The sequence below is a fragment of the Halanaerobium kushneri genome, from assembly GCF_900156285.1.
GTDB lineage: Bacteria > Bacillota > Halanaerobiia > Halanaerobiales > Halanaerobiaceae > Halanaerobium > Halanaerobium kushneri.
In genome coordinates this window covers 37078-61072 of the sequence record NZ_FTNC01000012.1, presented here as the reverse complement: position 1 = coordinate 61072, position 23995 = coordinate 37078, and the positions used below count along the sequence as shown (strand labels likewise).

20 protein-coding genes, 1 riboswitch and 2 other annotated features are annotated in these 23995 nt (G+C 35.2%); of the genes, 16 read left to right on the top strand and 4 right to left on the bottom strand.

The window, feature by feature from the left end; translation table 11 throughout:
* Nucleotides 1–5 precede the first annotated feature (5 nt).
* The 8 genes from BW929_RS09350 to BW929_RS09315 all read left to right on the top strand — a co-directional run bounded on the left by BW929_RS09350 (nucleotide 6) and on the right by BW929_RS09315 (nucleotide 9232).
* The gene (locus BW929_RS09350) at nucleotides 6–1688 is read left to right on the top strand and encodes an Rne/Rng family ribonuclease (protein ID WP_076545224.1); all 1683 of its coding nucleotides are present in this window, start codon (nucleotides 6–8) and stop codon (nucleotides 1686–1688) included.
* Nucleotides 1689–1817: 129 nt separating this feature from the next.
* Nucleotides 1818–1897: a sequence feature (ribosomal protein L21 leader region), on the top strand.
* 14 nt (nucleotides 1898–1911) lie between these two features.
* Nucleotides 1912–2223, top strand: a complete 312-nt coding sequence (gene rplU / locus BW929_RS09345) for a 50S ribosomal protein L21 (protein WP_076545223.1) — start codon at nucleotides 1912–1914, stop codon at nucleotides 2221–2223.
* A gap of 92 nt (nucleotides 2224–2315) precedes the next feature.
* Nucleotides 2316–2594, top strand: coding sequence for a 50S ribosomal protein L27 (gene rpmA / locus BW929_RS09340; RefSeq protein ID WP_076545222.1), 279 nt, complete (start codon nucleotides 2316–2318; stop codon nucleotides 2592–2594).
* A gap of 150 nt (nucleotides 2595–2744) precedes the next feature.
* A complete protein-coding gene (gene obgE / locus BW929_RS09335) occupies nucleotides 2745–4016 on the top strand; it encodes a GTPase ObgE (protein ID WP_076545221.1) in 1272 nt (423 codons plus the stop codon).
* A gap of 71 nt (nucleotides 4017–4087) precedes the next feature.
* Nucleotides 4088–4375 carry a ribosome assembly RNA-binding protein YhbY gene (yhbY, locus tag BW929_RS09330; protein ID WP_076545220.1) on the top strand — a complete coding sequence of 96 codons (288 nt, stop codon included), beginning with the start codon at nucleotides 4088–4090 and terminating at the stop codon, nucleotides 4373–4375.
* Nucleotides 4376–4419: 44 nt separating this feature from the next.
* Nucleotides 4420–5298 carry a DegV family protein gene (locus tag BW929_RS09325; protein WP_076545219.1) on the top strand — a complete coding sequence of 293 codons (879 nt, stop codon included), beginning with the start codon at nucleotides 4420–4422 and terminating at the stop codon, nucleotides 5296–5298.
* A 42-nt stretch (nucleotides 5299–5340) separates the two neighbouring features.
* Nucleotides 5341–7275, top strand: coding sequence for a ribosomal protection-like ABC-F family protein (gene abc-f, locus BW929_RS09320; protein WP_076545218.1), 1935 nt, complete (start codon nucleotides 5341–5343; stop codon nucleotides 7273–7275).
* 58 nt (nucleotides 7276–7333) lie between these two features.
* The gene (locus BW929_RS09315) at nucleotides 7334–9232 is read left to right on the top strand and encodes an HD domain-containing phosphohydrolase (RefSeq protein WP_076545217.1); all 1899 of its coding nucleotides are present in this window, start codon (nucleotides 7334–7336) and stop codon (nucleotides 9230–9232) included.
* A gap of 114 nt (nucleotides 9233–9346) precedes the next feature.
* On the opposite strand, the gene BW929_RS09310 is transcribed toward BW929_RS09315, so the two are convergent.
* The 4 genes from BW929_RS09310 to glnA form a co-directional block, all read right to left on the bottom strand.
* Nucleotides 9347–9685, bottom strand: coding sequence for a P-II family nitrogen regulator (locus BW929_RS09310; protein ID WP_076545216.1), 339 nt, complete (start codon nucleotides 9683–9685; stop codon nucleotides 9347–9349).
* A gap of 14 nt (nucleotides 9686–9699) precedes the next feature.
* Entirely contained in the window at nucleotides 9700–11040 is a 1341-nt protein-coding gene (locus tag BW929_RS09305; RefSeq protein WP_076545215.1) for an ammonium transporter, read from the bottom strand.
* Between the two features lie 110 nt (nucleotides 11041–11150).
* Entirely contained in the window at nucleotides 11151–11936 is a 786-nt protein-coding gene (gene nadE / locus BW929_RS09300; protein ID WP_076545214.1) for an NAD(+) synthase, read from the bottom strand.
* Between the two features lie 243 nt (nucleotides 11937–12179).
* On the bottom strand, nucleotides 12180–13514 hold the full coding sequence (gene glnA / locus BW929_RS09295) for a type I glutamate--ammonia ligase (RefSeq protein WP_076545213.1): 1335 nt from the start codon (nucleotides 13512–13514) through the stop codon (nucleotides 12180–12182).
* Nucleotides 13515–13756: 242 nt separating this feature from the next.
* Nucleotides 13757–14024 (top strand) — a binding site (T-box leader).
* Nucleotides 14025–14124: 100 nt separating this feature from the next.
* Here glnA and ilvB point away from each other — a divergent pair.
* From ilvB to ribH, 8 genes are all read left to right on the top strand, one after another.
* Complete coding sequence (gene ilvB / locus BW929_RS09290; protein ID WP_076545212.1) at nucleotides 14125–15882, top strand: biosynthetic-type acetolactate synthase large subunit; 1758 nt, start codon at nucleotides 14125–14127, stop codon at nucleotides 15880–15882.
* Nucleotides 15883–15896: 14 nt separating this feature from the next.
* Entirely contained in the window at nucleotides 15897–16367 is a 471-nt protein-coding gene (locus BW929_RS09285; protein WP_076545211.1) for a GNAT family N-acetyltransferase, read from the top strand.
* Between the two features lie 151 nt (nucleotides 16368–16518).
* Complete coding sequence (locus BW929_RS09280) at nucleotides 16519–18414, top strand: LTA synthase family protein (protein WP_076545210.1); 1896 nt, start codon at nucleotides 16519–16521, stop codon at nucleotides 18412–18414.
* Between the two features lie 120 nt (nucleotides 18415–18534).
* The gene (locus BW929_RS09275; RefSeq protein ID WP_076545209.1) at nucleotides 18535–19926 is read left to right on the top strand and encodes a hypothetical protein; all 1392 of its coding nucleotides are present in this window, start codon (nucleotides 18535–18537) and stop codon (nucleotides 19924–19926) included.
* 54 nt (nucleotides 19927–19980) lie between these two features.
* Nucleotides 19981–20097: riboswitch (FMN riboswitch) on the top strand.
* 214 nt (nucleotides 20098–20311) lie between these two features.
* Nucleotides 20312–21466 (top strand): bifunctional diaminohydroxyphosphoribosylaminopyrimidine deaminase/5-amino-6-(5-phosphoribosylamino)uracil reductase RibD, encoded by a 1155-nt coding sequence (ribD, locus tag BW929_RS09270; RefSeq protein ID WP_076545208.1) that lies wholly within the window; start codon nucleotides 20312–20314, stop codon nucleotides 21464–21466.
* A 35-nt stretch (nucleotides 21467–21501) separates the two neighbouring features.
* Entirely contained in the window at nucleotides 21502–22155 is a 654-nt protein-coding gene (ribE, locus tag BW929_RS09265) for a riboflavin synthase (RefSeq protein WP_076545207.1), read from the top strand.
* Nucleotides 22156–22249: 94 nt separating this feature from the next.
* Complete coding sequence (locus tag BW929_RS09260) at nucleotides 22250–23440, top strand: bifunctional 3,4-dihydroxy-2-butanone-4-phosphate synthase/GTP cyclohydrolase II (protein WP_076545206.1); 1191 nt, start codon at nucleotides 22250–22252, stop codon at nucleotides 23438–23440.
* Nucleotides 23441–23494: 54 nt separating this feature from the next.
* The gene (ribH, locus tag BW929_RS09255) at nucleotides 23495–23959 is read left to right on the top strand and encodes a 6,7-dimethyl-8-ribityllumazine synthase (RefSeq protein ID WP_076545205.1); all 465 of its coding nucleotides are present in this window, start codon (nucleotides 23495–23497) and stop codon (nucleotides 23957–23959) included.
* The last annotated feature ends 36 nt before the right edge of the window (nucleotides 23960–23995 follow it).

The window sequence follows — 23995 nt, the reverse complement described above, 5'->3', positions numbered from 1 at the left end:
GATAGATGAGCAGACAAATAATAATTAATTCGGAATACAGAGAAAGAAGAGCAGCTTTATTAAATAATAATTCTTTAGAAGATTTATTTTTTGAAAGAGATACCTATCATAAAATTGCAGGTAATGTTTATCGTGGACGAGTGCAGGATGTTCTGCCTGGTATGCAGGCAGCGTTTGTTGACATTGGTATTGCCCGTAATGCCTTTATCCATTTAAATGATTTGTATCCTATTTTAAGTAGTGAGCAGAAAAAGAAGTTAAGTCAGAAAAATTTAAATATTAAACATGTACTGCAGCCAGGACAGTGGTTGATGGTTCAGGTTGTTAAAGAACCAATGGGTACTAAAGGGGCAAAGGTTACCTGTAAGATTTCGATCCCGGGTAGATTTTTTGTTTATATTCCATCCGACAATAAAATTGGAATTTCCCGCAGAATTAATGATGATGGTGAAAGAGGACGTTTAAAATCAATTGCTCAGGATTTAAAGAATGGAAAAGAAGGGCTGATTATTCGGACAAATGCCCATGATGAAAGTTATACTAAGCTGCAGAATGATTATAATTTTTTATCGGGAACCTGGAAAAGAATTCGTAACGATTTTTTTCAAAAAAATGATATAGATATTCTTTATCAGGAAGAAGATTTACTCAAAAATTTAATTAGAGATTATTTAGATGAAAATATTGATCGAGTAGTAGTAGATGATAAAAAAGATTACCAGCGTTTAATTGATCTTACATCGGTTTTTGCACCTGACTTAAAAAATAGAATAGCACTTTATCAGCGTAATATACCTATTTTAGCAGCTTATAATATCGAAAAAGAAATAGAAAGCTTGTTGCAGCGTAAGGTCTGGCTAAAATCAGGTGGTTATCTGGTAATTGATCAGACAGAAGCTTTAGTCTCAATAGATATTAATACCGGTAAATTTACCGGTAAGAAAAATCTGCAGGATACAATAGTAAAAACTAATAAAGAAGCGGTTTCGGAGATTGCCCGCCAGATTAAATTAAGGGATATTGGTGGGATAATAATTATTGACTTTATTGATATGAATAACCATTCTGATCAGCAGTCAGTAACTGATCTGCTGGCAAATGAGCTGGAAAAGGATAGAACTAAGACTTCTATTTTAGGTTTTACACAGCTTGGTCTGCTGGAGATGACCCGCAAAAAAGTTCGAGAAGGTTTTGGATCATTGATGCAGAAAGACTGTCCTGTCTGTGGAGGAACTGGTAAAGTTCTATCAGAGTCCACTGTTGCCATGAAGGTTATACGTAAAATTGATGAGATAACAAGCCGCAAAAAATATCCTGCTGTTTCTTTAGAACTACATCCGGAAGTAGCAGCTGTTTTAATTGGAGCTGGTGGAGAAAAGCTGCAGGAACTGGAAAATAAGTTTGGTATTGATATTTTTATCAGCGGCAATGCAGAGCTTAAATATGAGGATATGGTAATTGAAAAAGGAAGCAAAGAAGATCTTCAACCTGAAGTTTTAGATCTGGATGCCGGGGATAGAATAAGCGTAAAGATTGAGGATCAGCATGCCAGTAACGAAAATGCTGGTATTGCAAGAATAGATGGGTACATTATTATTGTTAATGGTGCCGGGAATATGGTAGATAATGAAGTTGAAATTATAATTGATGATATGCATCGCACCTATGCTAGAGCTCATCTGGCTTAATTTAGATAGCAATTTTTTCTGGATATTTATTAATGATTAATAATTTAATCATTTTAGCGAATCCCTTGACTCTGAAGCCGATTTATGCTAGAATTTATATCTGGAGTTATTTATCCAGCCTTCGTTTTGAAGGTGCCAAAACCGCACGGTACAGGTAGTAAAATCTCTTGCAATAAAGGGTGCCTCATCCGGCGAGTCTGAGGTAAGGGAGGTGTAACATATAATGTACGCTATTATTAAAACTGGCGGTAAACAGTACCGCGTTGAAGAGGGTCAGATTATTAAAATTGAAAAGCTTTCTGCTGAGGAAGGCGAAAATGTAGAATTTGATCAGGTTTTAGCTTTATCTGATGATAATGGTTTTAAAGCAGGTTCTCCACTTGTAGATGGAGCTTCTGTAAAAGGAAAGGTAATCGAACAGGGTAAAAATAAAAAGATTGTCGTTTTCAAATACAAACCAAAGATCAGATACCGCAAGAAAACTGGTCACAGACAGCCTTACACTAAGGTTTTAATCGAAGACATTAATGCTTAATTTATCTTATAGATAAGCAGAAATATTAACTTTTAAGTTAGTATTTAACTTTAAAATTTTTAAAAATTTATTTTCTAAGGGGGTGGAGTTAAATGTCCCAGAAGAAGGGTGTTGGTAGTTCCCGGAATGGTCGTGATAGTGAATCGAAACGACTTGGTGTTAAGGAATTCGACGGCGAATTCGTATCAGCTGGTAGTATTTTAGTACGTCAGAGAGGTACTAAATTCAAGCCAGGTTTAAATGTTGGCCGCGGTAGTGATGATACTTTATTCTCCAAGGTTGACGGTTATGTTAAATTTGAAAGAAAAGGTAAAAAGAATCGTCAGATCAGTGTATATACAGAAGATCAGGTAGCAGCTATTGCTAACTAATATTATTGTATAATATCCCTCAGTGCTTTAGGTGCTGAGGGTTTTTTGCTGTTTAATATTTCTGTGATTTTAGGACTTAAATTGCAATTTAAGTCTGCAATTTAAGTTAAACTATTTAATAATTAGCTTTTAAAAACGGAGGTGAATTTGATGTTTATAGATGAAGTAGAATTTAAGGTTAAAGCCGGTGATGGAGGCCACGGTGTAGTCAGTTTTCGTCGCGAAAAATATATTGATCAGGGAGGACCTGATGGCGGTGATGGTGGAGATGGCGGCAGTATTATTCTCAGAGTTGACGAGGGAATGAATACACTTGCAGATTACCGCTACAATAATATTTACAAAGCTGATCGCGGTCAGAACGGTCAGGGTAAAAAAATGCACGGAAAAAATGGAGAAGATCTCTACCTTGAAGTTCCACCGGGTACAATGGTTTATGATGCAGATACTGATCAGTTTCTTGCTGATTTAAAAGAAGCAGGAGATGAGTATACAATTGCAGAAGGTGGAAAAGGTGGTAAAGGAAATGCCAGATTTAAAAAATCAACCCGTAAAGCTCCCCGTTTTTCTGAAAATGGGGCTAAGGGTGAGCTGCGTAAAGTGCGATTGGAGCTTAAAGTTCTTGCTGATGTAGGCCTGGTCGGCTATCCGAATGTAGGGAAATCAACTTTGATTTCTCAGGTTTCGCATGCTAAGCCGAAGATTGATTCCTATCATTTTACAACCTTACATCCCAATCTGGGGGTTGTCAGGTATGGTGAGTATCAATCATTTGTTATGGCAGATATACCAGGTATAATAGAAGGAGCACATCAGGGAACAGGACTTGGTGATGAATTTTTAAAACATCTGGAAAGAACAAGGCTTTTGGTTCATGTAATTGATGTTTCTGGAATTGAGGGCAGAGATCCTCTCGAAGATTTTGAAAAAATTAATAATGAGCTCAATAAATACAATGATTATCTTGCTTCCCTAGAACAGGTTATAGCTCTAAATAAAATTGATCTTGAGGAAGGAAGACAGAATATAGAAACCGTAAAATCTGAATTAAATGATCGCGGCTACAGTGTTTTTCCAATTTCTGCTGCAACTGGTGAGGGCTGTCAGCCCTTAATTTATCATCTGGGACAGCGTCTGGAAGAACTGCCAGAAAGAGAAATCGAAAAAGAGGAAGAGGTAGTAATCAGACCGGATTTTGTTGACGAATTATATATAGATAAGTTAAATAAAGATAAATATGAGATTAGAGGAACTCTGCTGGATTCCTATCTGGAAAAAACTGATTTCAATAATGATGCAGCTGTCCAGAGATTGATGAGGGTTTTAAAGCATTATGGCTTAAATGATATGATGGAAAAAGAAGGTGTCAAAGAAGGAGACACAGTAGTTATCGGTCCTCTGGAATTTGATTATGTGGAGTAAATTAATTCTAAATGTGATAATTTAGTGAAATATAGTATAAATAATTATTTAATAGGAAAGAAGGTGATATAATGTTATCAGGTAAAAATAGAAGTTATCTTAGAGGTGAGGCAAATTCTCTCGATCCTGTAGTGCACGTTGGTAAAGATGGAATTACAGAAGCAGTAATTGAACAATTAGATGCTGCTTTAGAAGATCATGAGCTGTTAAAAATTAGAATTTTAGAAAGTACAGGACGAACAACTCGTTCTGCAGCTGAGGAACTGGCCACAGCAACCGGTGCTGATGTAGTGCAGGTTATTGGAGGTATTGCAGTTTTATTCCGCCAGCGTGATGAAGATTCAAATTTTAAACTTTAAATAACAATTAAACCCGGGGGAGAGTTTCACAGGGAGGAATTTTTATGTCAAAAGTTAAAATAATAACAGATAGCTGTTCTGATTTGCCAGCAGAAATTGTGGACAGTTATGATATTGATTTTTTAAGTATAGAAGTTAACATTAATAACAGAGTTTATTATGATCGCGCTGATTTGCAGCCAGAAGATTTTTATAATTTGATTGAAAAAGAGACTGATGTACCCCGAACATCCAGAATTACTCCGGGCAAATTTTTGGAAGTCTATAAAAAAGGTCTGGCAGAATATGAACAGCTGCTGGTAATTGCTTTCTCTTCTAAATTAAGCGGTATTTTAGAATCAGCTGTATTGGCCAAAAATGAACTGAACAGCGAACAGGAGCGGATTAAAATTATTGACTCCAGAGCGGCTTCTGTGGGACAGGGGCTTTTAGTTTATCAGGCTGCAAAATGGCTGCAGCAGGGAAGAAATTTAGAAACAGTTGTCCAGAATTTAATGGATGATGCTTCTCGACTTGAACATATTTTTGCCGTTGGCGATCTGGAGATGTTAAAGCGTGGTGGCAGAATTTCTAAAACAAAAGCTGTGATGGCCAGTGTTTTGAATATTAAACCAATACTCCATATTCAGGATGGTCAAATCTTACCTCATGATAAAGTCAGAGGAAAAAAAAGAATGATTTCTTATCTATTAAATGAAATTGAGAAGAAGGCTGATCAACCTGAATCGCAAATTATTGCTTTAACTTACTCGCAGAATAAAGAATATGCCTTAAAATTAAAAGATCAAATTGAATCTAGATTTAAACCCCAGGAAATATTTATCAGTGAGATTGGTGCTGCTGTAGGGTCTCACGCTGGACCGGGAACCCTGGCAGTTGTTTTTAAAAATAGCAAAAAAGTTGCAGATCCGGAATTATACTAAATTATATTCTTAAATAAAGTAAAGAGAAAAGTGTGATTAGAGATGGCTATTTTAAATATTAATAATTTAAAAAAAGAATATGGAATTGAAACAGTACTCAAAGATTTTTCACTAAATGTAAATCAGGGAGAATCGGTGGCTTTGATTGGCCCTAATGGTTCTGGTAAGACAACAATTTTTAAAATCATTACTGGTCAGGAACATCTTTCTGAGGGAACAGTTTCGGTTAGAAATGATATTGAGGTTGGCTATCTTGATCAACTTCCTGATTTTAATTCTGAACTCACAATTTATCAGGAATTGGAAAAAGTATTTGCAGAAGTAAAAAAACAGATTAAAGAAATGAAACGACTGGAAGATAAAATTGCTCACCACGGTAAAAAAGCCGAAGAATCTAAATCCCACTCTAATAATCTTAAAGCCACTATGAGTAAATACAGTGCTTTACAGCAGGAATTCGAAAAAGGTATTGGTTATGAATATCAGAGTAAAATTCGTCAGGTTGCAGCTGGTATGGGCTTTGATGAAGAAGAAATCCAGGCAAAAACTTTAGATCAGTTGAGTGGTGGAGAAAAAACACGAGTTGGCCTGGCTAAATTACTTTTAATGGAACCTGATTTGCTGCTTTTAGATGAGCCCACGAATCATCTTGACTTAAAATCTGTAGAATGGCTGGAAAATTATCTTAATTCTTATCTGGGTAGTCTTTTGATTATTTCTCATGACCGTTATTTTCTGGATAATACTATTGAGAGAATAGTAGAGATTAAAAATGGTAAAAATGAGGATTACAGCGGTAATTACAGTTATTATCAAAAAGAACGAAAACGCCGGTATGAACAGCGTCTGCGAGAATATAAAAATCAGCAAAAGAAAATTAAGGAGCTAGAAGATGCGATAGAACAGCTTTATATTTGGGGTCGCTCTCGTGATAGCGAAAAAATGTTTAAAAGAGCAAAAGCGATGGAAAAAAGGTTGGAAAGAATTGACAGATTGGAAAAACCCCGTCTTAAAGGCAGAAAGATGAAGCTGGAACTGGATACTCAAATTAGAGGTGGAGATGATGTTTTATTTGTAGAGGATTTAAGCAAAAGTTTTGCTGATTTGAAACTTTTTGATAATTTAAATTTTGAGCTTCACCGCACTGATAGGGCGGCTATTATTGGTGATAACGGAACCGGAAAATCTACTATTTTACGTATTATTATGGGAGAAATCAATTCGGATCAGGGGAGAGTAAAGATTGGTACCAATGTCTATCCTGCCTATTATCGACAGGAATTTGAAGGATTTAATCCTGAAGATGATCTGATTAGTGCTCTCCAGAGAGAAACAGCTGTTACCAATTCTCAGGCAAGAGATATGCTGGCTTCCTTTTTGTTTACTGGAGAAGATGTTTTTAAAAAAGTAAAACAGCTAAGTGGTGGCGAAAAAAGTAGATTACGTCTGCTGCAGCTGATGAGTGGTAATTATAATTTTTTAATTTTAGATGAGCCAACCAACCATCTAGATCTGGCTTCCCGTGAGGTACTGGAAGAAGCGCTGCAGGATTATCCAGGTACAGTTTTGATTGTTTCTCATGATCGCTATTTTTTGGATAAGGTTGTTGATTATATTTATGAACTTGAAGAAAAGAAATTAAATAAATATTTAGGTGATTACAGTTATTATAAAGAAAAAAAACAGCAGCAAGTTTCTACAGAACAGCAAAAAGAACAGCAGCAAAAAAGCGAGGGAAAACTTGATTATGAGGCACAAAAAGAAGCCCGAAGTCAGGAGTTGAGAAGGCAAAAAAAATTGGAAGAGCTTGAATCTGAAATAGAAAAACTGGAAAAAGAACTTTCACTTCTGGAAACAGAGATGACTGCTGAAAAAAATATTGATGATTATGAACTTCTGCAGCAGTTAAAAGATGATTATCATACTAAAAATAAGAGACTGGAAGAGTTGTATGAGGAGTGGGAACAGCTAATTTAAATTAAACTGAGCATTATGTCGGAATGGGAACCGAATTTTAAAATGTGAGGTAGGGATAATGGAGGATATTTTAGATAAAATAAAAATTAAGGTTGATAATATTAAGATTGCTGAAACTGTTATGCAGCAGTGGCAGCAGTTGTTGGATTTATTGATGGATTTTTCAGAAGCTCAGGACGCACTGATTACCAGCTATCAGGAACCATATTTGCGAATAGAAAAAGGAAGTTCCAATCCAGATAATATTTTTTCTGAGGGTGATCGTTTTAAAGTTGAACAGCTTTATTGTAATCAGGTTATTGATAAGAAAACAGCTCTCGAAATCAACAATGCAGCCAGTATAAAAAAATGGCAGAATTCAATTTATCTGGAAAAGGGTTTAATTGCTTATCTGGGTTATCCGATTTTATGGCCCACGGGCGAGATTTATGGTACAGTTTGTCTCCACGCAAATCAGCAGCTATTTTTTGCTGATTTAGTAAAAAAACAGCTTGGGTTTATAAAAAATTTGATTGAAAGTGATCTGGAGATAATATATCAAAATCATTTAAATATTAGTCTTAGAAAATATTATGCAGAATTAATTGATAATTTACCTGTGGGAGTTATGATTGAAGATCAAAATGGGAAAATTTTAAAGGTTAATAAGGCAATGGAGAAAATTAGTGGCTATGCAAGAGAAGAACTTTTAAAAAGCACAGTCTTTGAAACTGTAGTTCCGGAAGAGCAGGAGCATATAGCTAGAGAAAATATTAAAAAAATTCTGAATGGGGAGCTGATGATTCATGAACTTCCCTCAGCTAACCGCAGAGGAGAAGAAAGATTTATCAGGCTTCAGGAAAGAAAAATAACATTGCCCAACAATGAAGAAGGAATTATTTCAATTCAGAGTGACATTACTGATAAAATTCAAAATGCAGAAAAAATTAAATATGCAAGTTATCATGATAGTCTTACAGATCTTTATAATCGTTCCTATCTTGAAAATAAAATCCAGGATCTGAATCAGAAAAACAAATATCCAGTTTCATTGATTATGGCAGATTTAAATGGATTAAAACTGGTTAATGATACATATGGTCATAATGAGGGAGACAGATTACTAAAAAAAATGGCTGCCATTTTAAAAGATAGCTGTCGTGATAATGATTTGATTGCCCGCTGGGGTGGAGATGAATTTGTTATTCTGCTACCTCAAACTGACGGAGAAGCAGCAAAAAATATAGTAGCCCGGATTAATAAAAAAATTGCCAATACATTTTTAGAATTTGAGGATGGCAGCAGACTACCACTTTCTGCAGCTCTTGGTTATGGGGTAAAAAAGCATTATTTTGAGGATATTTTTGAAATTTTAACTGACGCTGAATCTCAGATGTATAAAAATAAACTGACAGAGAGCAGAAGTATTAAAAGTAATATTTTAAACACCCTTTTAAAAACTTTAAGCGAAAAAAGTCAGGAAACTTCCAGTCATTCTAATAGAATGGCTGATCTAGCCTGTAAACTTGCTCAAAAAATTGCTTTGAGTCAGACTGAAATTAATAAGTTAACTCTTATTGCTAAATTACATGATATAGGAAAGACGGTAATTCCAGAAAAAATATTAAATAAAAAAGATCAGTTGACAGCAGCTGAATGGAAGGAAATTCAGACCCATCCAGCAGTCGGCCATCGGGTTTTAAATGCAACTGAGGAATTTTCTCATATTTCCGAAGAGGTTTTATCTCATCACGAAAATTGGGATGGAAGTGGTTACCCGCGCGGTCTCAAAGGAAAAGAGATTCCCCTACTTGCTAGAATCATAGCAATTGTTGATGCCTATGATGTAATGACTACTGATCAGGTATACAAAGAATCAGTTTCTAAAAAAGAAGCTCTGAGAGAAATTCAGAATAAAGCCGGAAGCCAGTTTGATCCGGAACTGGCAGAGCAATTTATTGAACTTATGTCAGAGTAAAATTTTTATAATAAATGAAGAAAAACCTGCCGAGAGAAGGAAAATCAATCGGACAGGTTTTTCTTGTAGTATAATATTATTTATGTGATAGTTTAATAATATTATCAAATTTAATTAAAGAGCTACTGCACCTTCTTCGCCGGTTCTAATTCTAATTACGTTTTCGATATCAGAAATAAAGATTTTTCCATCTCCAACTTCCCCGGTTTGTACAGCTTCTTTAATCGCTTCAACAATTCTATCTACATCTGTATATTCAACAATTATTTCTACCTTTATTTTTTTACGGAGTCTAATTCGGTAAGTTACACCCCGGTAGGTTTCGGAATGTCCTTTTTGAGCTCCATAACCTTTAATTTCAGTAATGTTTAAACCACTAATTCCTATTTCCTCAAGTCTGTCAATTAATCGATCTGTTTTATCAGGTCTAATAATCGCTTCGATTCGTTTCATTTTAGCTTCCTCCTTTAATTTTGAGCTTTAATATTAACCATAAAGTCCGGATACGATTCTGCACCATGTTCTGAATAATCAAGACCTTCGATCTCATCTTCTTCGGATACTCTCAGTCCGATAACTGAATCAATTACTTTAAAAAGTACAAATCCCAGTCCAAAGGCCCAGAAGAAAACAGCGCCAACACCAATAATCTGGGTAATTAATAAATCAAATCCGCCTCCAAATAAGAGTCCGCCTTCTGTAGCAAAAAACCCAACTGCGATTGTTCCAAAAGCCCCACAGACACCGTGGACAGAAACAGCTCCAACAGGATCATCAATCTGTAATTTATCAAAAAACTCAACCGAGTAAATAACGATAATACCAGCAATTCCTCCAATGATAATAGCGGATAGGTTTCCAACAGCTGCAGTACCGGCTGTAATACCCACCAGACCAGCTAAAGCGCCATTTAGAGTCATACTAACATCAGCTTTGCCATATTTAATCCAGCTGACTATCATTGCCATAACTGCACCTGCAGCAGCCGCCAGATTAGTTGTTACTGCAATTGAGGCGATGGACAAATCGGTACCAGCTACAGTAGAACCAGGATTAAATCCAAACCAGCCAAACCAGAGAATAAAGACACCCAGAGCAGCCATTAAAAGGTTGTGTCCTGGAAGAGCATTCGCGCTACCATCTTTATTATACTTACCAATTCTGGGTCCCAGAACAATTGCTCCCGCTAAAGCAGCCCAGCCACCAACTGAATGAACAACAGTAGAACCGGCGAAATCAACAAGGCCCATTTCTGCTAACCAGCCGCCACCCCAGATCCAGTGTCCTACAACAGGATAAATAAATGCAGTAATCACAACACTGTAAGCTAAGTAGCCAGAAAAGTTAGTTCTTTCAGCCATTGCACCTGAAACAATAGTTGCTGCAGTTGCAGCAAAAACAGTCTGGAAAATGAAGAAAGCTGCAATCGGGATGTCAAGTCCTAAATTTGCAAATGTGTCCTGAAGAAAATAACCTGTATTGCCAATAAATCCATTTCCAGCTCCAAACATAAAGGCGAATCCTACTGCCCAGTAAACTAAAGAACCGGAAGCAAAGTCCATCATATTTTTCATAATTATATTACCTGCATTTTTAGCTCGGGTAAAACCGGCCTCAACCATAGCGAATCCAGCCTGCATAAAGAAAACTAAAAACGCCGCGATTAAAGTCCAGATAGTATCAATTGCAACTGAGTTGGCAGCTGCCTGATCTCCCTGGGCAAAAGCCAGCCCACTAAATAGTATTACCATCATTAATGCCGTCATAATCACCCTAAAAATATCATTACTCATTACTCTACTACTCATAATAATTTCCTCCTCGTGTTAGGTATATGTTAACTATGAGTAGATTATATATATAACTAACATAAAAAGCAAGTGATCTCAGGTTTATATAACAGTATACAGTAATTCAATTAAAAATCTGGTATTGCAGGCAGCTCTAATTTATGGCTGTTAGCGGAAGAAATTTGTTCTATCCTGGCGGCTGTTTCTGCTTCGGCTTCTCCGTCTACAATATAGTAGTCAATTTCTCTATAGCTTAAGCCAATTTCATCTTCATCACTCTGTCCATCCCAGAGACCTGCCGAAGGTGCCTTGGTAATTATTTTCTGGTCAATTCCCATCTCTCGAGCCAATCCACGAACCTCAAGTTTAACTAAATTGCCTAAGGGTGCGATATCTATACCGCCATCACCAAATTTTGTAAAATAGCCAAGTTTGAGTTCACTGCGATTGTCAGTCCCTACAACTAGATAATTATTTAAATTAGCATAGAAATAAAGTAGAGTCATTCTAAGTCGGGGTTTCATATTTGCCAGAGCTAGCTTAAAATTTTCTTGGGCATCCTGCAGCTGCCGCTGACCATTAATTGCTTTTTCTAAATTAATTTCTGAATCACTATTATTTATAGTTTCTAAAAATTGCTGATATGGTTGACTTAGATTTATTTCTTTATATTTTATATTAAATTTTTCAGCATGTTTAATTGCATCAATACGATCCTCTGGACTACTCTGGCAGGGCATAATTAATCCCAGGGTATTATTCGGAAAAGCCTTTTGGCAGAGGAGAGAGGTAACTGAGGAATCAATTCCTCCGGATAGACCAATTACTGCTCCCTGACAGCCGGCTTTATTAACTTTTTCCTGGATCCATTCAACTAAATTATTTTCTATTTCTTTATAATCTCTATCTAACAATTTTAACACCTCATTTTAAGAATTTAATTAATTATCAACATGTAAATTGAGAATAAATATCTAAAAGCATTAACCTCCCAGGAAATATTCAACTGGGAGGCCATTAATTATAGGGGAGTTATTAGTTCTTGTTTCATACTCTTTAAAAAGTAGAAATTTCATTACTCCGATACTCTATTCTCTATTTCATTTTTCAGTAAAACAAATCTTTAATATTCTAATTTTAATTTAGTCTGGCGTTAATTAAAATTTAGTTAGATAACTATCCAGTTCCCACTGGCTGACCTGGGTTCTATATTCATCCCATTCTACTTTTTTAGCTGCTACAAAATGCTCCATCACATGTTCGCCCAGTGCACTCTTAATAACTTCATCTTTTAGTAAAAGTTTCACAGCGTCATTAATATTGCCAGGTAAACTTTCAATACCTAGTTCATTTTTTCGCTCTAATGACATTTCATAAATATTTTCCAATACTTCTTTTGGAGGTTCAATTTCATTTTTAATTCCGTCAAGACCTGCTTTTAACATAACTGCAATTGCCAGGTAAGGATTGGCAGTTGGGTCAGGATTTCTTAATTCTACCCTGGTTCCATTACCACGAGCTGCAGGTATTCTAATTAAAGCACTTCTGTTAGCACTTGACCAGGAAAGATAAACAGGAGCTTCATATCCCGGAACTAAACGCTTATAAGAATTTATAGAAGGATTGGTAATTGCAGCCATTGCTTTAGCATGTTTTAGTAAGCCACCTATATAGTGATAACCAGTTTTACTTAGACCAAGTCGATCATCTTCATCATAAAATGCGTTTTCTCCATCTTTAAATAATGACTGATGAACATGCATTCCTGAACCATTTTCTCCAAAAATAGGTTTGGGCATAAAGGTTGCATGTAAACCGTGTTCATGGGCAATTGCTTTTGTTACAAATTTAAATGTTGCAATATTATCAGCTGTTTTAAGAGCTGGAGCATATTTAAAGTCAATTTCATGCTGGCCGGGAGCTACCTCATGATGTGAGGCCTCAACTTCAAAACCCATTTCTTCCAGAGCTAAAACAATACTGCGGCGGGCGTTGATACCCTTATCAATTGGTCCTAGATCAAAATAACCACCGTCATCATGAGTTTTAGTAGTTGCATCTCCATTTTCGTCTAACTGAAATAAGAAAAATTCAGGTTCGGGGCCAACATTCATATCAAAACCCATTTCGTCAGCTTCTTTTAAAGCTTCTTTTAAAACATTACGGGGACCACCAGAAAAAGGTTTGCCATCAGGAGTATAAACATCACAGATTAAACGTGCAACAGCTCCACCTTCTTCAGGACGCCAGGGAAAAATAGTAAAGGTATCATAATCAGGTCTTAAATACATATCAGATTCCTGAATTCTGGTAAAACCATCAATGGAAGAACCATCAAACATAATTTTGTTATCCAGAGCATCTTCCAGCTGTTTGGCTGTTATTGCAACATTTTTTACTATTCCCAGAATATCAGTAAACTGCATTCTAATAAACTTAACATTTTTTTCCTCTGCCATTTTTAAAATATCTTCTTTGCTGTACTTTGACATTATAATCACTCTCCTAAAATTTTCGTTTTTTAACTTCTGATTTCAGTATAGTGCCTTTTTAATAATTCGTCAATAGAACCGAAATTAGCAAAATAAAGCACGTCAGAGCCGACATAACAGTCTTTGTTAAAAAAATAATTACTTTAAGTCGTATTTTAAATACCTGTATACAGATATAATATTCTTGCGACTGATTCTTGACAATTTTCTAACATTAATGTATAATATACAAAATAAATAATTTAAAAGTTGTGAGAGGGAGGAAAATAATTTTGACTGGTTACAGAGAATCGGATTAGCTGAGAGCCGAGTCCCAGAAAAATTATTTTTGTAGCCTTTGAACTGTAGTTTTGAATAAAGTAGGAACTGCCGGAATCCAGTTTGTTTTGCACCCGTTATCTAGTGCAGAGGTATTGATAATTAATTATATCTAATTTTGGTTCAGTACTTTGAGAGGCTGTTTAAACAGCAAGTTGGGTGGTACCGCGTGAGAGAACTCTCGTCCCGATTAATAGTTTAGCTATTAGTTGAGATGAGAGTTTTTTCTTTATTAGATTATTTTTTATAACATTTATTTTATAATTTTGTATTTCAAAGAGGAGTGAGCAGTATGAGCATTAAGGAAAATGATAGGATAACAGGAGCAGAAATCTTTGTAAAGTCACTGGAAGCAGAGGGTGTAGATACAGTATTTGGTTATATTGGTGCTAAAGTAATTGATATATATGATAAACTCTACGATTCAAAAATTAGGCATATTATGCCCCATCACGAGCAGGGAGGAGTACATGCAGCGGATGGCTATGCCCGTTCGAGTGGGAAAACTGGTGTTTGTATAGCAACCTCAGGACCTGGAGCAGCCAATATGGTAACTGCGCTGGCTACAGCTAATATGGATTCGGTTCCTCTGGTAGCTTTTACAGGGCAGGTTCCAAATACCATGATTGGTACAGATGGTTTTCAAGAGGCTGATATAAAGGGTATTACGATGCCAATTACTAAAAATAATTATATTGTCAATGATGTAGAGGATCTGGCGCGAGTAATAAAAGAAGCTTTTCATATTGCTTCAACAGGAAGGCCGGGTCCGGTTCTGGTCGATATACCTTCAAATATTTTAAAAGCTAAAGCGAAATTTAACTATCCTGCCCAGGTTGATTTACCCGGATACAGCCCAACTTATCGGGCCAATAAACTGCAGTTAAAAAGAGCAGCCGAATTAATTAATCAAGCGGTTAAGCCAGTAATTTATGCTGGAGGAGGTAGTATAATTTCTGGTGCTGATCAAGAGATTAAAGAGCTGGCTCAGAGAGCAGAAATTCCTGTCACAACAACCTTAAATGGAATTGGTATTTTTGATGAAAATTCATATCTTTCTCTGGGAATGCTTGGGATGCATGGAACGACTGAAGCTAATCTGGCAATTTCAAATTCAGATTTGATAATTGCTTTAGGTGCCCGTTTTGATGATCGGGTAACTGGCAAATTAGAAGATTTTGCCGTTAATGCAGATGTTATTCATATTGATATTGATCCAGCAGAAATTGCTAAAATTGTTAAAACTAAAGTTCCAATTACAGCTGATGTTAAAATGGCATTGGAAGAACTTCTCCCCCGGATCAGGGAAGTAAAAAGACCGGGATGGCTTAAAGAAATTGAAGAATGGAGAAAAATTGATCAGCCGGCTGATCCAAAAAAGGCAGAGAAATTACTTCCCTCAGAGATAATAGAAACTTTATATCAGCTAACAGAGGGAAATGCTATTATAACGGCGGGAGTAGGCCAACATCAGATGTGGGCTGCTCAATATTATAAATATTCTAAACCCAGAACTTTTATTAGTTCTGGAGGTCTGGGAACAATGGGATATGGTTTTCCGGCAGCAATCGGTGCCAAACTGGCCAATCCCGATCGGGATGTTTTTGCCCTGGTTGGTGATGGCAGTTTTCAGATGAATATTCAGGAACTGGCAACTGCTGCTAAAAATAGAGTAGCAGTTAAAATTATACTTTTTAATAATCAGTATCTGGGAATGGTGCGTCAGTGGCAGGAATTATTTTACGATAAGCGATATTCTGCAACCTGTCTCCGACGTCAGGAGAACTGTCCACCCCATTGTTCTGCTCCTGGTCAGGATTGTCCGGAAATGATACCAGATTTTATTCAGGTAGCAAAAGGATATGGAATTAAAGGAGAAACAGTAACTGAACGCAGTCAAATTAAAAATGCATTAAAAAATGCCATTAAGGCAAATGAGAGTTATATTCTCAACTTTATGATTGAGGAAGAGGAGAATGTCTTTCCCATGGTTTCGGCCGGTGGTAGTCTTGAAGAAATGATTTTGCGCAAAGATAATAACAACAAATAGGAGGATAAATTTTTATGTCAGATATGTTGGTTAAATTATATGATTTAGAAGCTTTAGAAAATCCGCTAAAATCTTTAAAAGATGATGAGGTTGTAATAAGAAGAGCCATTCCACCTGAAAAAAACTATATTTTAAGCTGGATTAGAGAAAACTTTTCAGAGACTTGGGTTTCTGAGGCTGATATTGCAATGTCAGCCAGTCCTGCAAAAATATTTATTGCGGTTAAAGAAGGGGAGCTTCTCGGATTTGCCTGTTACGACACCAGTGCAAAAGGTTTTTTTGGTCCAACAGGAGTTGGCGAAAAAGCCCGTAAAAAAGGAATTGGAACTTCACTTTTATTGAAATCTATGGAAGCCTTAAAAGAAGATGGCTATGCCTATGCAGTGATTGGAGATGCCGGACCAGTAGATTATTACCAAAAAACATGTTCGGCTCAGGTTATTAAAGGTAGTGGAAAGAGTATTTATCGGGGTATGTTAAAATAAACTGTAGAGATGTCTCTTCCCAGGATTTAAAAAACTATTTATTGATAATTATCAATAAATAGTTTAAGATATAGTTAGCTAGGAATTCTGCAAAACTTTCTCTGTTATAATTAAATATCAGGGGAAGTTTTTTTCTTAAGGAGGGACTAAAATGTTCAGCAGTCTCAAGTTTCGAAAAAGGGACAAATTATTTTTTATTTTTCTCTTAATTGGTTTTTTAATAAAATATAACTATTTTAACTGGTATATTTTTAATGTGCCGTCTCTAAAAATATTACTTTTAAAAAATCTGATTATTTTTATGGCTTTCATCTTGCTTTCTGGTATTATATTGAAAAATAAAAGAAGAAAAATTATAACACTTGTCACTTATCTTATTTTTTCTTTTCTATTTATAGCTAATTTATATTATAATCGTTATTTTGGTAATTATCTGAGTCTGACTGATATGATAATGGGACAGGGTATTAGACCATTTAGAGTATTGACCAGACATTTAATTAATTGGAAGCTTGATCCTTTTTTTATCTTTGATATCCCAATTTTAATATATTTAACTGTAAAATCAAAAGCCGAAACTCCAATTTTAAAAAAATCAGAATTTAGCAGAAAAAATTTACTAAAGAATAATTTTATTTTAGTACTTTTAATAATAATACTTTTTTTTACTCAGCTTATCTACAGCTATAGTTTATTTCCAGCTGACAGTTTAATGGAACTTTTTAATCACAGTACGCCTGCTTTTGTTAATGTCTATGGAATTATTCCTCTTTATCTGGCAGAATATCAGGAACTGAAACATAAGAGTCAGCGGTCCAGAGAAATCTCTAATAAAGATCTGGAAATTGATCTGAGAAAAGTGGAAACAGAAAAGGAATTAAGCAGTGAAGCAGAGCTGGATAATATTAAAAATGTAATTATTATTCAGCTGGAATCACTGGACGCTAAACTTATTGATTATAAATACAATGGTCAGGAAGTAACTCCCTTTTTAAATAAGTTAAAAGATAAGTCTAAATATTTTTCTGATATTTATGCACATCATATTAATGGAAGTTTTGATGCCGAATTTTCTTTCTTTACCTCACTTTACCCAATTAATAGAAATTATACTTTTAGAAGTAATGACATGCGTGAATTTAATACGATAGTTAATGTTCTTCGTCAGGATGGTTATAACACCTATGCTTTTCACGGGAATAAAGAAGGTTTTTTCTACCGGGATAAGGGATATTTAGAAATGGGTTTTGACCGTTTTTACAGTCGAGAAGATTTTTCTGTTAGTGAGGCTGTCATTGGTGAAGATACCTATTTAGGAATTAATGATTATGATCTTTTTGACCAGTCAATTGATTATCTAGACCAGGCAAAAGAACCATTTTTATCAGTTTTTATTACGGTGACCAGTCATACCCCCTTTACTTTTTATCCAGAAGAATATAAAGTAAAAGAGTTCTCAGATATTGAAACCACAATAGTCAGAGATTATTTTAATTCCATGCATTTTGTTGATCATTCACTGGAGATGTTTTTTAAAAAAATTAAAGCAAATTCTATGATGGAGGACACCCTCTTTGTTATTTATTCTGATCATGTAGCTGACATTAATCGAGAGGAGTATAAATCGGGTGACAATTTTGCAAACAACAGAAACATTAAAGAACCTGAGCAGATACCACTTTTTATTTACCATCAGGATATTGAACCAGAAGTAATCAAAAAAAGCGGCACTCATACTGATATTGCACCTACAATTCTTGACATCATGGGTTATCAGGAAAAACCAGAAGGTTTTTTAGGAGTATCTCTTTTAAAAGAAATTGAAAATCCGCTGTTTTTTTTACATGAGATACCTCAGATCATTTATAAAGATCAGCTTTTTATTAGAGTTCCAGCTGGTCCAGAAGAAGAAAGTGAGTTTGAAAAAATTTCCTATAAAAAAAGCACAGGTGATTTAAATGTTGAGCTTCCAGAGAAGGAAAAAGAGCGTTTGAATAATACAATTAATTATATGCAGGAAGTAATGAATAGATTTTTAAGTGAATAATATAAAACTCCTTAGCTGCAAATTAATGTCTGAGGAGATTTTTATTTACTTAAGTTTATGTTATAATATTAATAGAATTTTCGTAAAAATATTATAAGAATTTAAAGAAAGGGGCAAAATATGAAAAAATTCCTGAAAAAGGCCTCGGTTTATCTTTTATTACTACTTTTAATTGCGGCAGGAGTATTTTCTTTAAATTATTTTTTAGGTCACAGACTGACCAGTGATTTGGAGAATGAGATTGAAGAGATTGCTGCAGAAAATAACTATCAGCTCCGCTACTTAAGTATTAAATCTAATCCTCTTTTAAGAAGGGTGGATATTGATACTCTGAGTTTATTAAAAAATAATGAGCAAAGCTATGAAATTAACGGAGCAAAAATAGAATTTAGCTGGCAGCAAATATTTAATTATATAAAAGAAAGAGAATTTTTGACAAAAAAAGATATTAAAGCTGACATAGATAAGTTTAGTTTTTATGACCTACAGCGGAATAACCACTTTGACTTTTTTAATACTGAACTCAGCTATCAGGGGGGGTTTAACTCTGAAGATTTAAAAAAACCGCTGGAACTTATAAAAAATGATCATAAGTTGACAGTTTTAAGTGAAGAATTAAATTATGATTATCCTTTTTACCGTAGTTATGGAATTGATAAAAACAACTGGGAACAAATTTCTACTTTTAACAATTTTGCTTTTGCAGCAGATTATCAGAGTCAGAACAATAGGCTGCTGATAAATGATTTTATGCTTAAAAATGAGTTTATTGATTATGAGCTTAATTTTGAGACTGTTATCGAAAGAAGACTAAATGATACTGGTGCCACCAATCTTGAAACCAAGGCAGAAGACAGTAAAAATCAAAGAGCAGAAGATACTTCAAATAAAACAGCAGCTGATTTTGAGGAAATTGTTATTTACAGTGATCAAGCAGAAAAAATTGTCCTCCAGGAATTAAAAAGCAATTATAGTCTTGCTCTAAATGGCGAGTTTTTAAATATTTCTAAAAATGATTTTTTTAATAAATTTTCGTTTGCGGAGCTAAATCTCGATTCTGATTTTGAAATGTATTTAAACTCTAAAAACAGCAGTTATCAGTTCCAGAAATTTGATCTGGATTTTGATTTGAGTGATTTTCAGCTGGGCCTGCAGGAAAATTTAAGTCAAAGAGTTAATGAAAGCAGTTTTGGTATTTTAGCTCAGAACAAACAATTTCAGCTCAATATTGATTCCCTGAATTATCAACAGAATTACAGTCATCCTCAGGGTAAAAGTCAATTAAACTTAAAATCAAATTTAATTGATGCCGATTTAAATGCTGAATTTAATTTGAATAATGAAATTCCATATATTAGTAATTCGCTGCTTAAATTCAAGTCCAAAAATCAATCTGTAGAACAGTTACTGCTTTTTGCCCAACTTTTATATGGAGATAGTTTTAAACAGGATGATGAAGGTTATTATTATATTGAAAGCTGGGGAAGCCTGGATAATTTGAAGTTTGAATAAAGTTTAACTTTACAACTCAACTTTAAAATGCTAAAATATAAATAGAAAATTGAATATAACTAACGAGGATGGGTGAAATTCCCTACCGGTGGTAAAAGTCCACAAGTCCATTTGGGATTGATCTGATGAAATGCAGAACCGACAGTAAAGTCTGGAAGGGAGTTAGATTATAAATTTATTAATCTAATTTATTTTGTTTAATAATGGGCAAATTTGTTCATTAGTGGGCAAAATTATATTTTGATAAATTTAGTTTAGGTATTTTTGATTATTAAGTCCTTCCAGTACTGGAGGGACTTTTTCTTTTTTAAAGGATGTTTATTAGAAAGAAAAGATTAATAATAACTACTAAAATGAAAAAATTTTAGAAGACTGGGGGTATAAAATGCAAGATTTTTCGATTGATGATCAAAAATACATGGCAAGAGCTTTAAATCTTGCCCGGCAGGGAGAGGGTAGCACTTCGCCCAATCCTATGGTAGGTGCTGTTGTGGTTAAAAATGGAGAAATTATTGGGGAGGGTTTTCATCATAAATATGGTGGTCCTCATGCTGAAGTTTATGCACTTCAAGCTGCAGGAGGTGCAGCAGCCGGAGCAGATATCTATGTCAATCTGGAACCCTGCAGTCATTACGGTAAAACACCTCCCTGTGCTCAAAAGCTTATTGATTCAGGGATAAAAAGGGCTGTAATTGCCATGATTGATCCCAATCCTGAAGTTGCTGGTAGAGGAATAAAAATGTTAAGAGAAGCAGGAATTAAAGTTGAAGTAGGACTATTAGAAGAGAAAGCTCAAAGACTAAATGAAAGTTTTTTGAAATATATTCAAAGTGACTATCCTTTTGTTTATTTAAAAAAAGCTCAGACTCTTGATGGTTATATAGCAAGCAGTACTGGAGATTCCAAATGGATAACTAATTCCAGAGCCAGACTGGAAGGTCACCGACTAAGGCATCGGGTCGATGCAATTATGGTTGGAATTGGGACAGTTCTGGCTGATAATCCTTCTTTAACTGCCAGACTGGAGGCAAAGAATGGAATTGATCCACTTAGAATAATCCTGGATCCAATGCTTGATATTCCAATGGATGCCCGAGTTATCAACCAGAAATCCAGAGCAGATACTTTAATTATCTGTGCCGAAAATTTTCCTCCTGCCAGAGCTGTCGAGGCTCTTGAAAAAAAAGAAATTTTAGCCCAAAAAGAGAAAGTCCAGGTAATGAGTTTTAAAACCGGAGCTGATAATTATTTTAGACTCAAAGATCTCTTGCAAACTCTGCATGACCATAAAATTAGCAGTATTTTAGTTGAAGGAGGAGCCAGATTGAGTCATACTTTTCTAAAAGAAAAGCTGGTGGATAAATTTTATTATTTTATTGCTCCCAAAATTTATGGAGGCAGTGATGGAATTGCTGCCTTTTGGGGCAGTGGCCCAAAAATGATGGCAGATGCAGTAGAGCTTAAGATAATTGAACAGAAAAATTTGGGAGATAATCTATTATTTATAGCCGAAAAGATGCACGATCAGAAGGAAAACTAATTATGGTTAATCTCATTTAACGGGAGGTGTAACTATTGTTTACTGGAATCATTCAGGAAAAAGGATATTTTTTGCGCAGATTTAAAGGCAGTGGCAGCTATCAGCTGGAAATTAAGGCAGATAAAGTTTTAAATAATATTAAAAAAGGGGATAGCATTGCTGTTAATGGTGTCTGCCTGACAGTTGTTGATTTTGGTCAGGATTATTTTAGAGCGGATGTTATGCCGGAGACTCTTAAGGCTACTAATTTAGGTGATTTAAAACAGTCTGAAGCTGTAAATTTAGAACAATCTTTAAAACCGGATGACTTTATTGGTGGTCATTTTGTTACCGGTCATGTCGACAGTACTGCTGCTGTCAGATCAATAAAAAGTGAAGCTAATGCAAAAATTATCAATCTGCAAGTTAATGAGCAGCTTGAAAAATTTATTGTAGATAAAGGTTCTGTGGCTATAAATGGAGTCAGTCTGACAGTGATGGAGATCAAAAGTGGTATTTTAAAAATTTCGCTAATCCCGGAAAGTTGGTCTCAGACAAATCTCTCTCAGCTGGATCCAGGTGACAGTGTCAATATTGAAACAGATATGCTGGGAAAATATGTTTATAAATTGCTTGGAAATATCAGCAATCAAAAAGATGAAAAGTCAAAAATATCAGCAGAATTCTTAGCTGAAAATGGTTTTTTCTAATTTTTAAAATTATCAATAAAACAATTAATCTTTATAGAAATAGTAAAAGCATAGAAATAATAAAAGCAAATATTTGTCCGAAAGGAGAATTGAAATGGATAAAATAGAGGCTGCAGTAGAAGATATTAAGGCTGGTAAAATGATAGTGGTAGTTGACGATGAAGACCGAGAAAATGAGGGTGATTTATTAATGGCAGCAGAGAAAGTTGATAAAGAGGCCATTAATTTTATGATCAAAGAAGCCAGGGGCTTAGTCTGTACTCCATTGGAAAAAGAGACAGTTGATAGCCTTGGTTTACCAATGATGGTAGAAAATAATACCGAAACACACGGTACTGCTTTTACAGTTTCTGTTGATCATAAAGATGTTACAACAGGCATTTCAGCTCAGGAAAGAGCCCATACAATTCAGCAGCTTGTCAGATCCAGTGTAAAAGCAGATGATTTTATGCGTCCGGGCCATGTGTTCCCCTTAATTGCTAAAAAAGGCGGAGTTTTAAGAAGAGCCGGTCACACTGAAGCAGCAGTTGATCTGGCCAGACTGGCAGGGTTAAAGCCTGCAGGTGTAATCTGTGAGATTATCAAGGAAGATGGAGAGATGGGGCGTCTGCCTTATCTAAAGAAATTTGCTAAAAAACATAATTTAAAGTTAATTTCCATTGAAGACTTAATTAAATATAGAAAAGAAAAAGATAAGCTAATTGAAATGGCCGCTGAAGCCAAACTGCCCACAGACTTTGGTGAATTCAGAATCAAAGTATTTACTACCAGAGTTGATGATAAAGAGCATATTGCAATTATTAAAGGTGATATAAGAAATAAAAAAAATGTTCTGGTTCGAGTACATTCTCAGTGTATTACAGGAGATATCTTTGCTTCCAGAAGGTGCGACTGTGGTGAACAGCTGGCAGCAGCCTTAAAGTTAATTGAAACGGAAGGTAGAGGAGTTGTATTATATATGAGGCAGGAAGGACGCGGTATTGGACTTGCCAATAAAATTAAAGCCTATCAACTTCAAGATCAGGGGATGGATACTGTAGAAGCCAATGTGGCTCTCGGCTTTGACCCGGATTTAAGAGATTATGGTATCGGAGCTCAGATTCTTTCTGAACTGGGACTTTCAACTATCCGTCTGCTGACAAATAATCCAACTAAAATTGTGGGGCTTGAAGGTTATGGTCTCAAAGTAACTGAGAGAGTACCATTAGAAATTGATCCTAACCAAGAAAACGAGTTTTATCTTAAGGTAAAAAAAGATAAGATGGGTCACCTTCTGGATTTATAGGTAATTATTTTACCAATTTAGAAGAAACTATTCACAAAAGGAGAATGATAAAATATGAAAAAATTTGAAGGAAAATTAAATGCGCAGGGAATGAAAACAGCAATTGTTGTTGGCAGATTTAATGAATTTATTTCCGGTAAATTGCTTGAAGGGGCAGTTGATGCTTTAAAAAGACATGGAATTGATGAAAATCATATTGATGTAGCCTGGGTTCCAGGAGCATTTGAAATCCCTCTGACTGCAAAGAAGTTAGCTGCCCAAAAAGATTATGACGGGGTAATTGCACTGGGAGCAGTTATTAGAGGTGAAACTCCTCATTTTGATTATGTAGCAGCAGAGGTTGCAAAAGGAGTTGCTAAGGCGGGACTGGATACAGAAAAACCGGTGATTTTTGGTGTGCTGACAACAGATACAATTGAGCAGGCGATTTCTCGAGCAGGTACGAAAGCCGGCAATAAAGGTTATGATGCAGCAGTTTCTTTGATCGAAATGGTTAATTTATTTAAGGAAATTGATTAATATCCTGTAATTTGTTAAATTTATAGACTGAAAAAG

Excerpts from the sequence above, each read along its gene's own strand:
- BW929_RS09350 (WP_076545224.1), top strand. The coding sequence starts at position 6 with ATGAGCAGACAAATAATAATTAATTCGGAATACAGAGAAAGAAGAGCA.
- rplU (WP_076545223.1), top strand. The coding sequence starts at position 1,912 with ATGTACGCTATTATTAAAACTGGCGGTAAACAGTACCGCGTTGAAGAG.
- rpmA (WP_076545222.1), top strand. The coding sequence starts at position 2,316 with ATGTCCCAGAAGAAGGGTGTTGGTAGTTCCCGGAATGGTCGTGATAGT.
- obgE (WP_076545221.1), top strand. The coding sequence starts at position 2,745 with ATGTTTATAGATGAAGTAGAATTTAAGGTTAAAGCCGGTGATGGAGGC.
- yhbY (WP_076545220.1), top strand. The coding sequence starts at position 4,088 with ATGTTATCAGGTAAAAATAGAAGTTATCTTAGAGGTGAGGCAAATTCT.
- BW929_RS09325 (WP_076545219.1), top strand. The coding sequence starts at position 4,420 with ATGTCAAAAGTTAAAATAATAACAGATAGCTGTTCTGATTTGCCAGCA.
- abc-f (WP_076545218.1), top strand. The coding sequence starts at position 5,341 with ATGGCTATTTTAAATATTAATAATTTAAAAAAAGAATATGGAATTGAA.
- BW929_RS09315 (WP_076545217.1), top strand. The coding sequence starts at position 7,334 with ATGGAGGATATTTTAGATAAAATAAAAATTAAGGTTGATAATATTAAG.
- BW929_RS09310 (WP_076545216.1), bottom strand. The coding sequence starts at position 9,685 with ATGAAACGAATCGAAGCGATTATTAGACCTGATAAAACAGATCGATTA.
- BW929_RS09305 (WP_076545215.1), bottom strand. The coding sequence starts at position 11,040 with ATGAGTAGTAGAGTAATGAGTAATGATATTTTTAGGGTGATTATGACG.
- glnA (WP_076545213.1), bottom strand. The coding sequence starts at position 13,514 with ATGTCAAAGTACAGCAAAGAAGATATTTTAAAAATGGCAGAGGAAAAA.
- ilvB (WP_076545212.1), top strand. The coding sequence starts at position 14,125 with ATGAGCATTAAGGAAAATGATAGGATAACAGGAGCAGAAATCTTTGTA.
- BW929_RS09285 (WP_076545211.1), top strand. The coding sequence starts at position 15,897 with ATGTCAGATATGTTGGTTAAATTATATGATTTAGAAGCTTTAGAAAAT.
- BW929_RS09280 (WP_076545210.1), top strand. The coding sequence starts at position 16,519 with ATGTTCAGCAGTCTCAAGTTTCGAAAAAGGGACAAATTATTTTTTATT.
- BW929_RS09275 (WP_076545209.1), top strand. The coding sequence starts at position 18,535 with ATGAAAAAATTCCTGAAAAAGGCCTCGGTTTATCTTTTATTACTACTT.
- ribD (WP_076545208.1), top strand. The coding sequence starts at position 20,312 with ATGCAAGATTTTTCGATTGATGATCAAAAATACATGGCAAGAGCTTTA.
- BW929_RS09260 (WP_076545206.1), top strand. The coding sequence starts at position 22,250 with ATGGATAAAATAGAGGCTGCAGTAGAAGATATTAAGGCTGGTAAAATG.
- ribH (WP_076545205.1), top strand. The coding sequence starts at position 23,495 with ATGAAAAAATTTGAAGGAAAATTAAATGCGCAGGGAATGAAAACAGCA.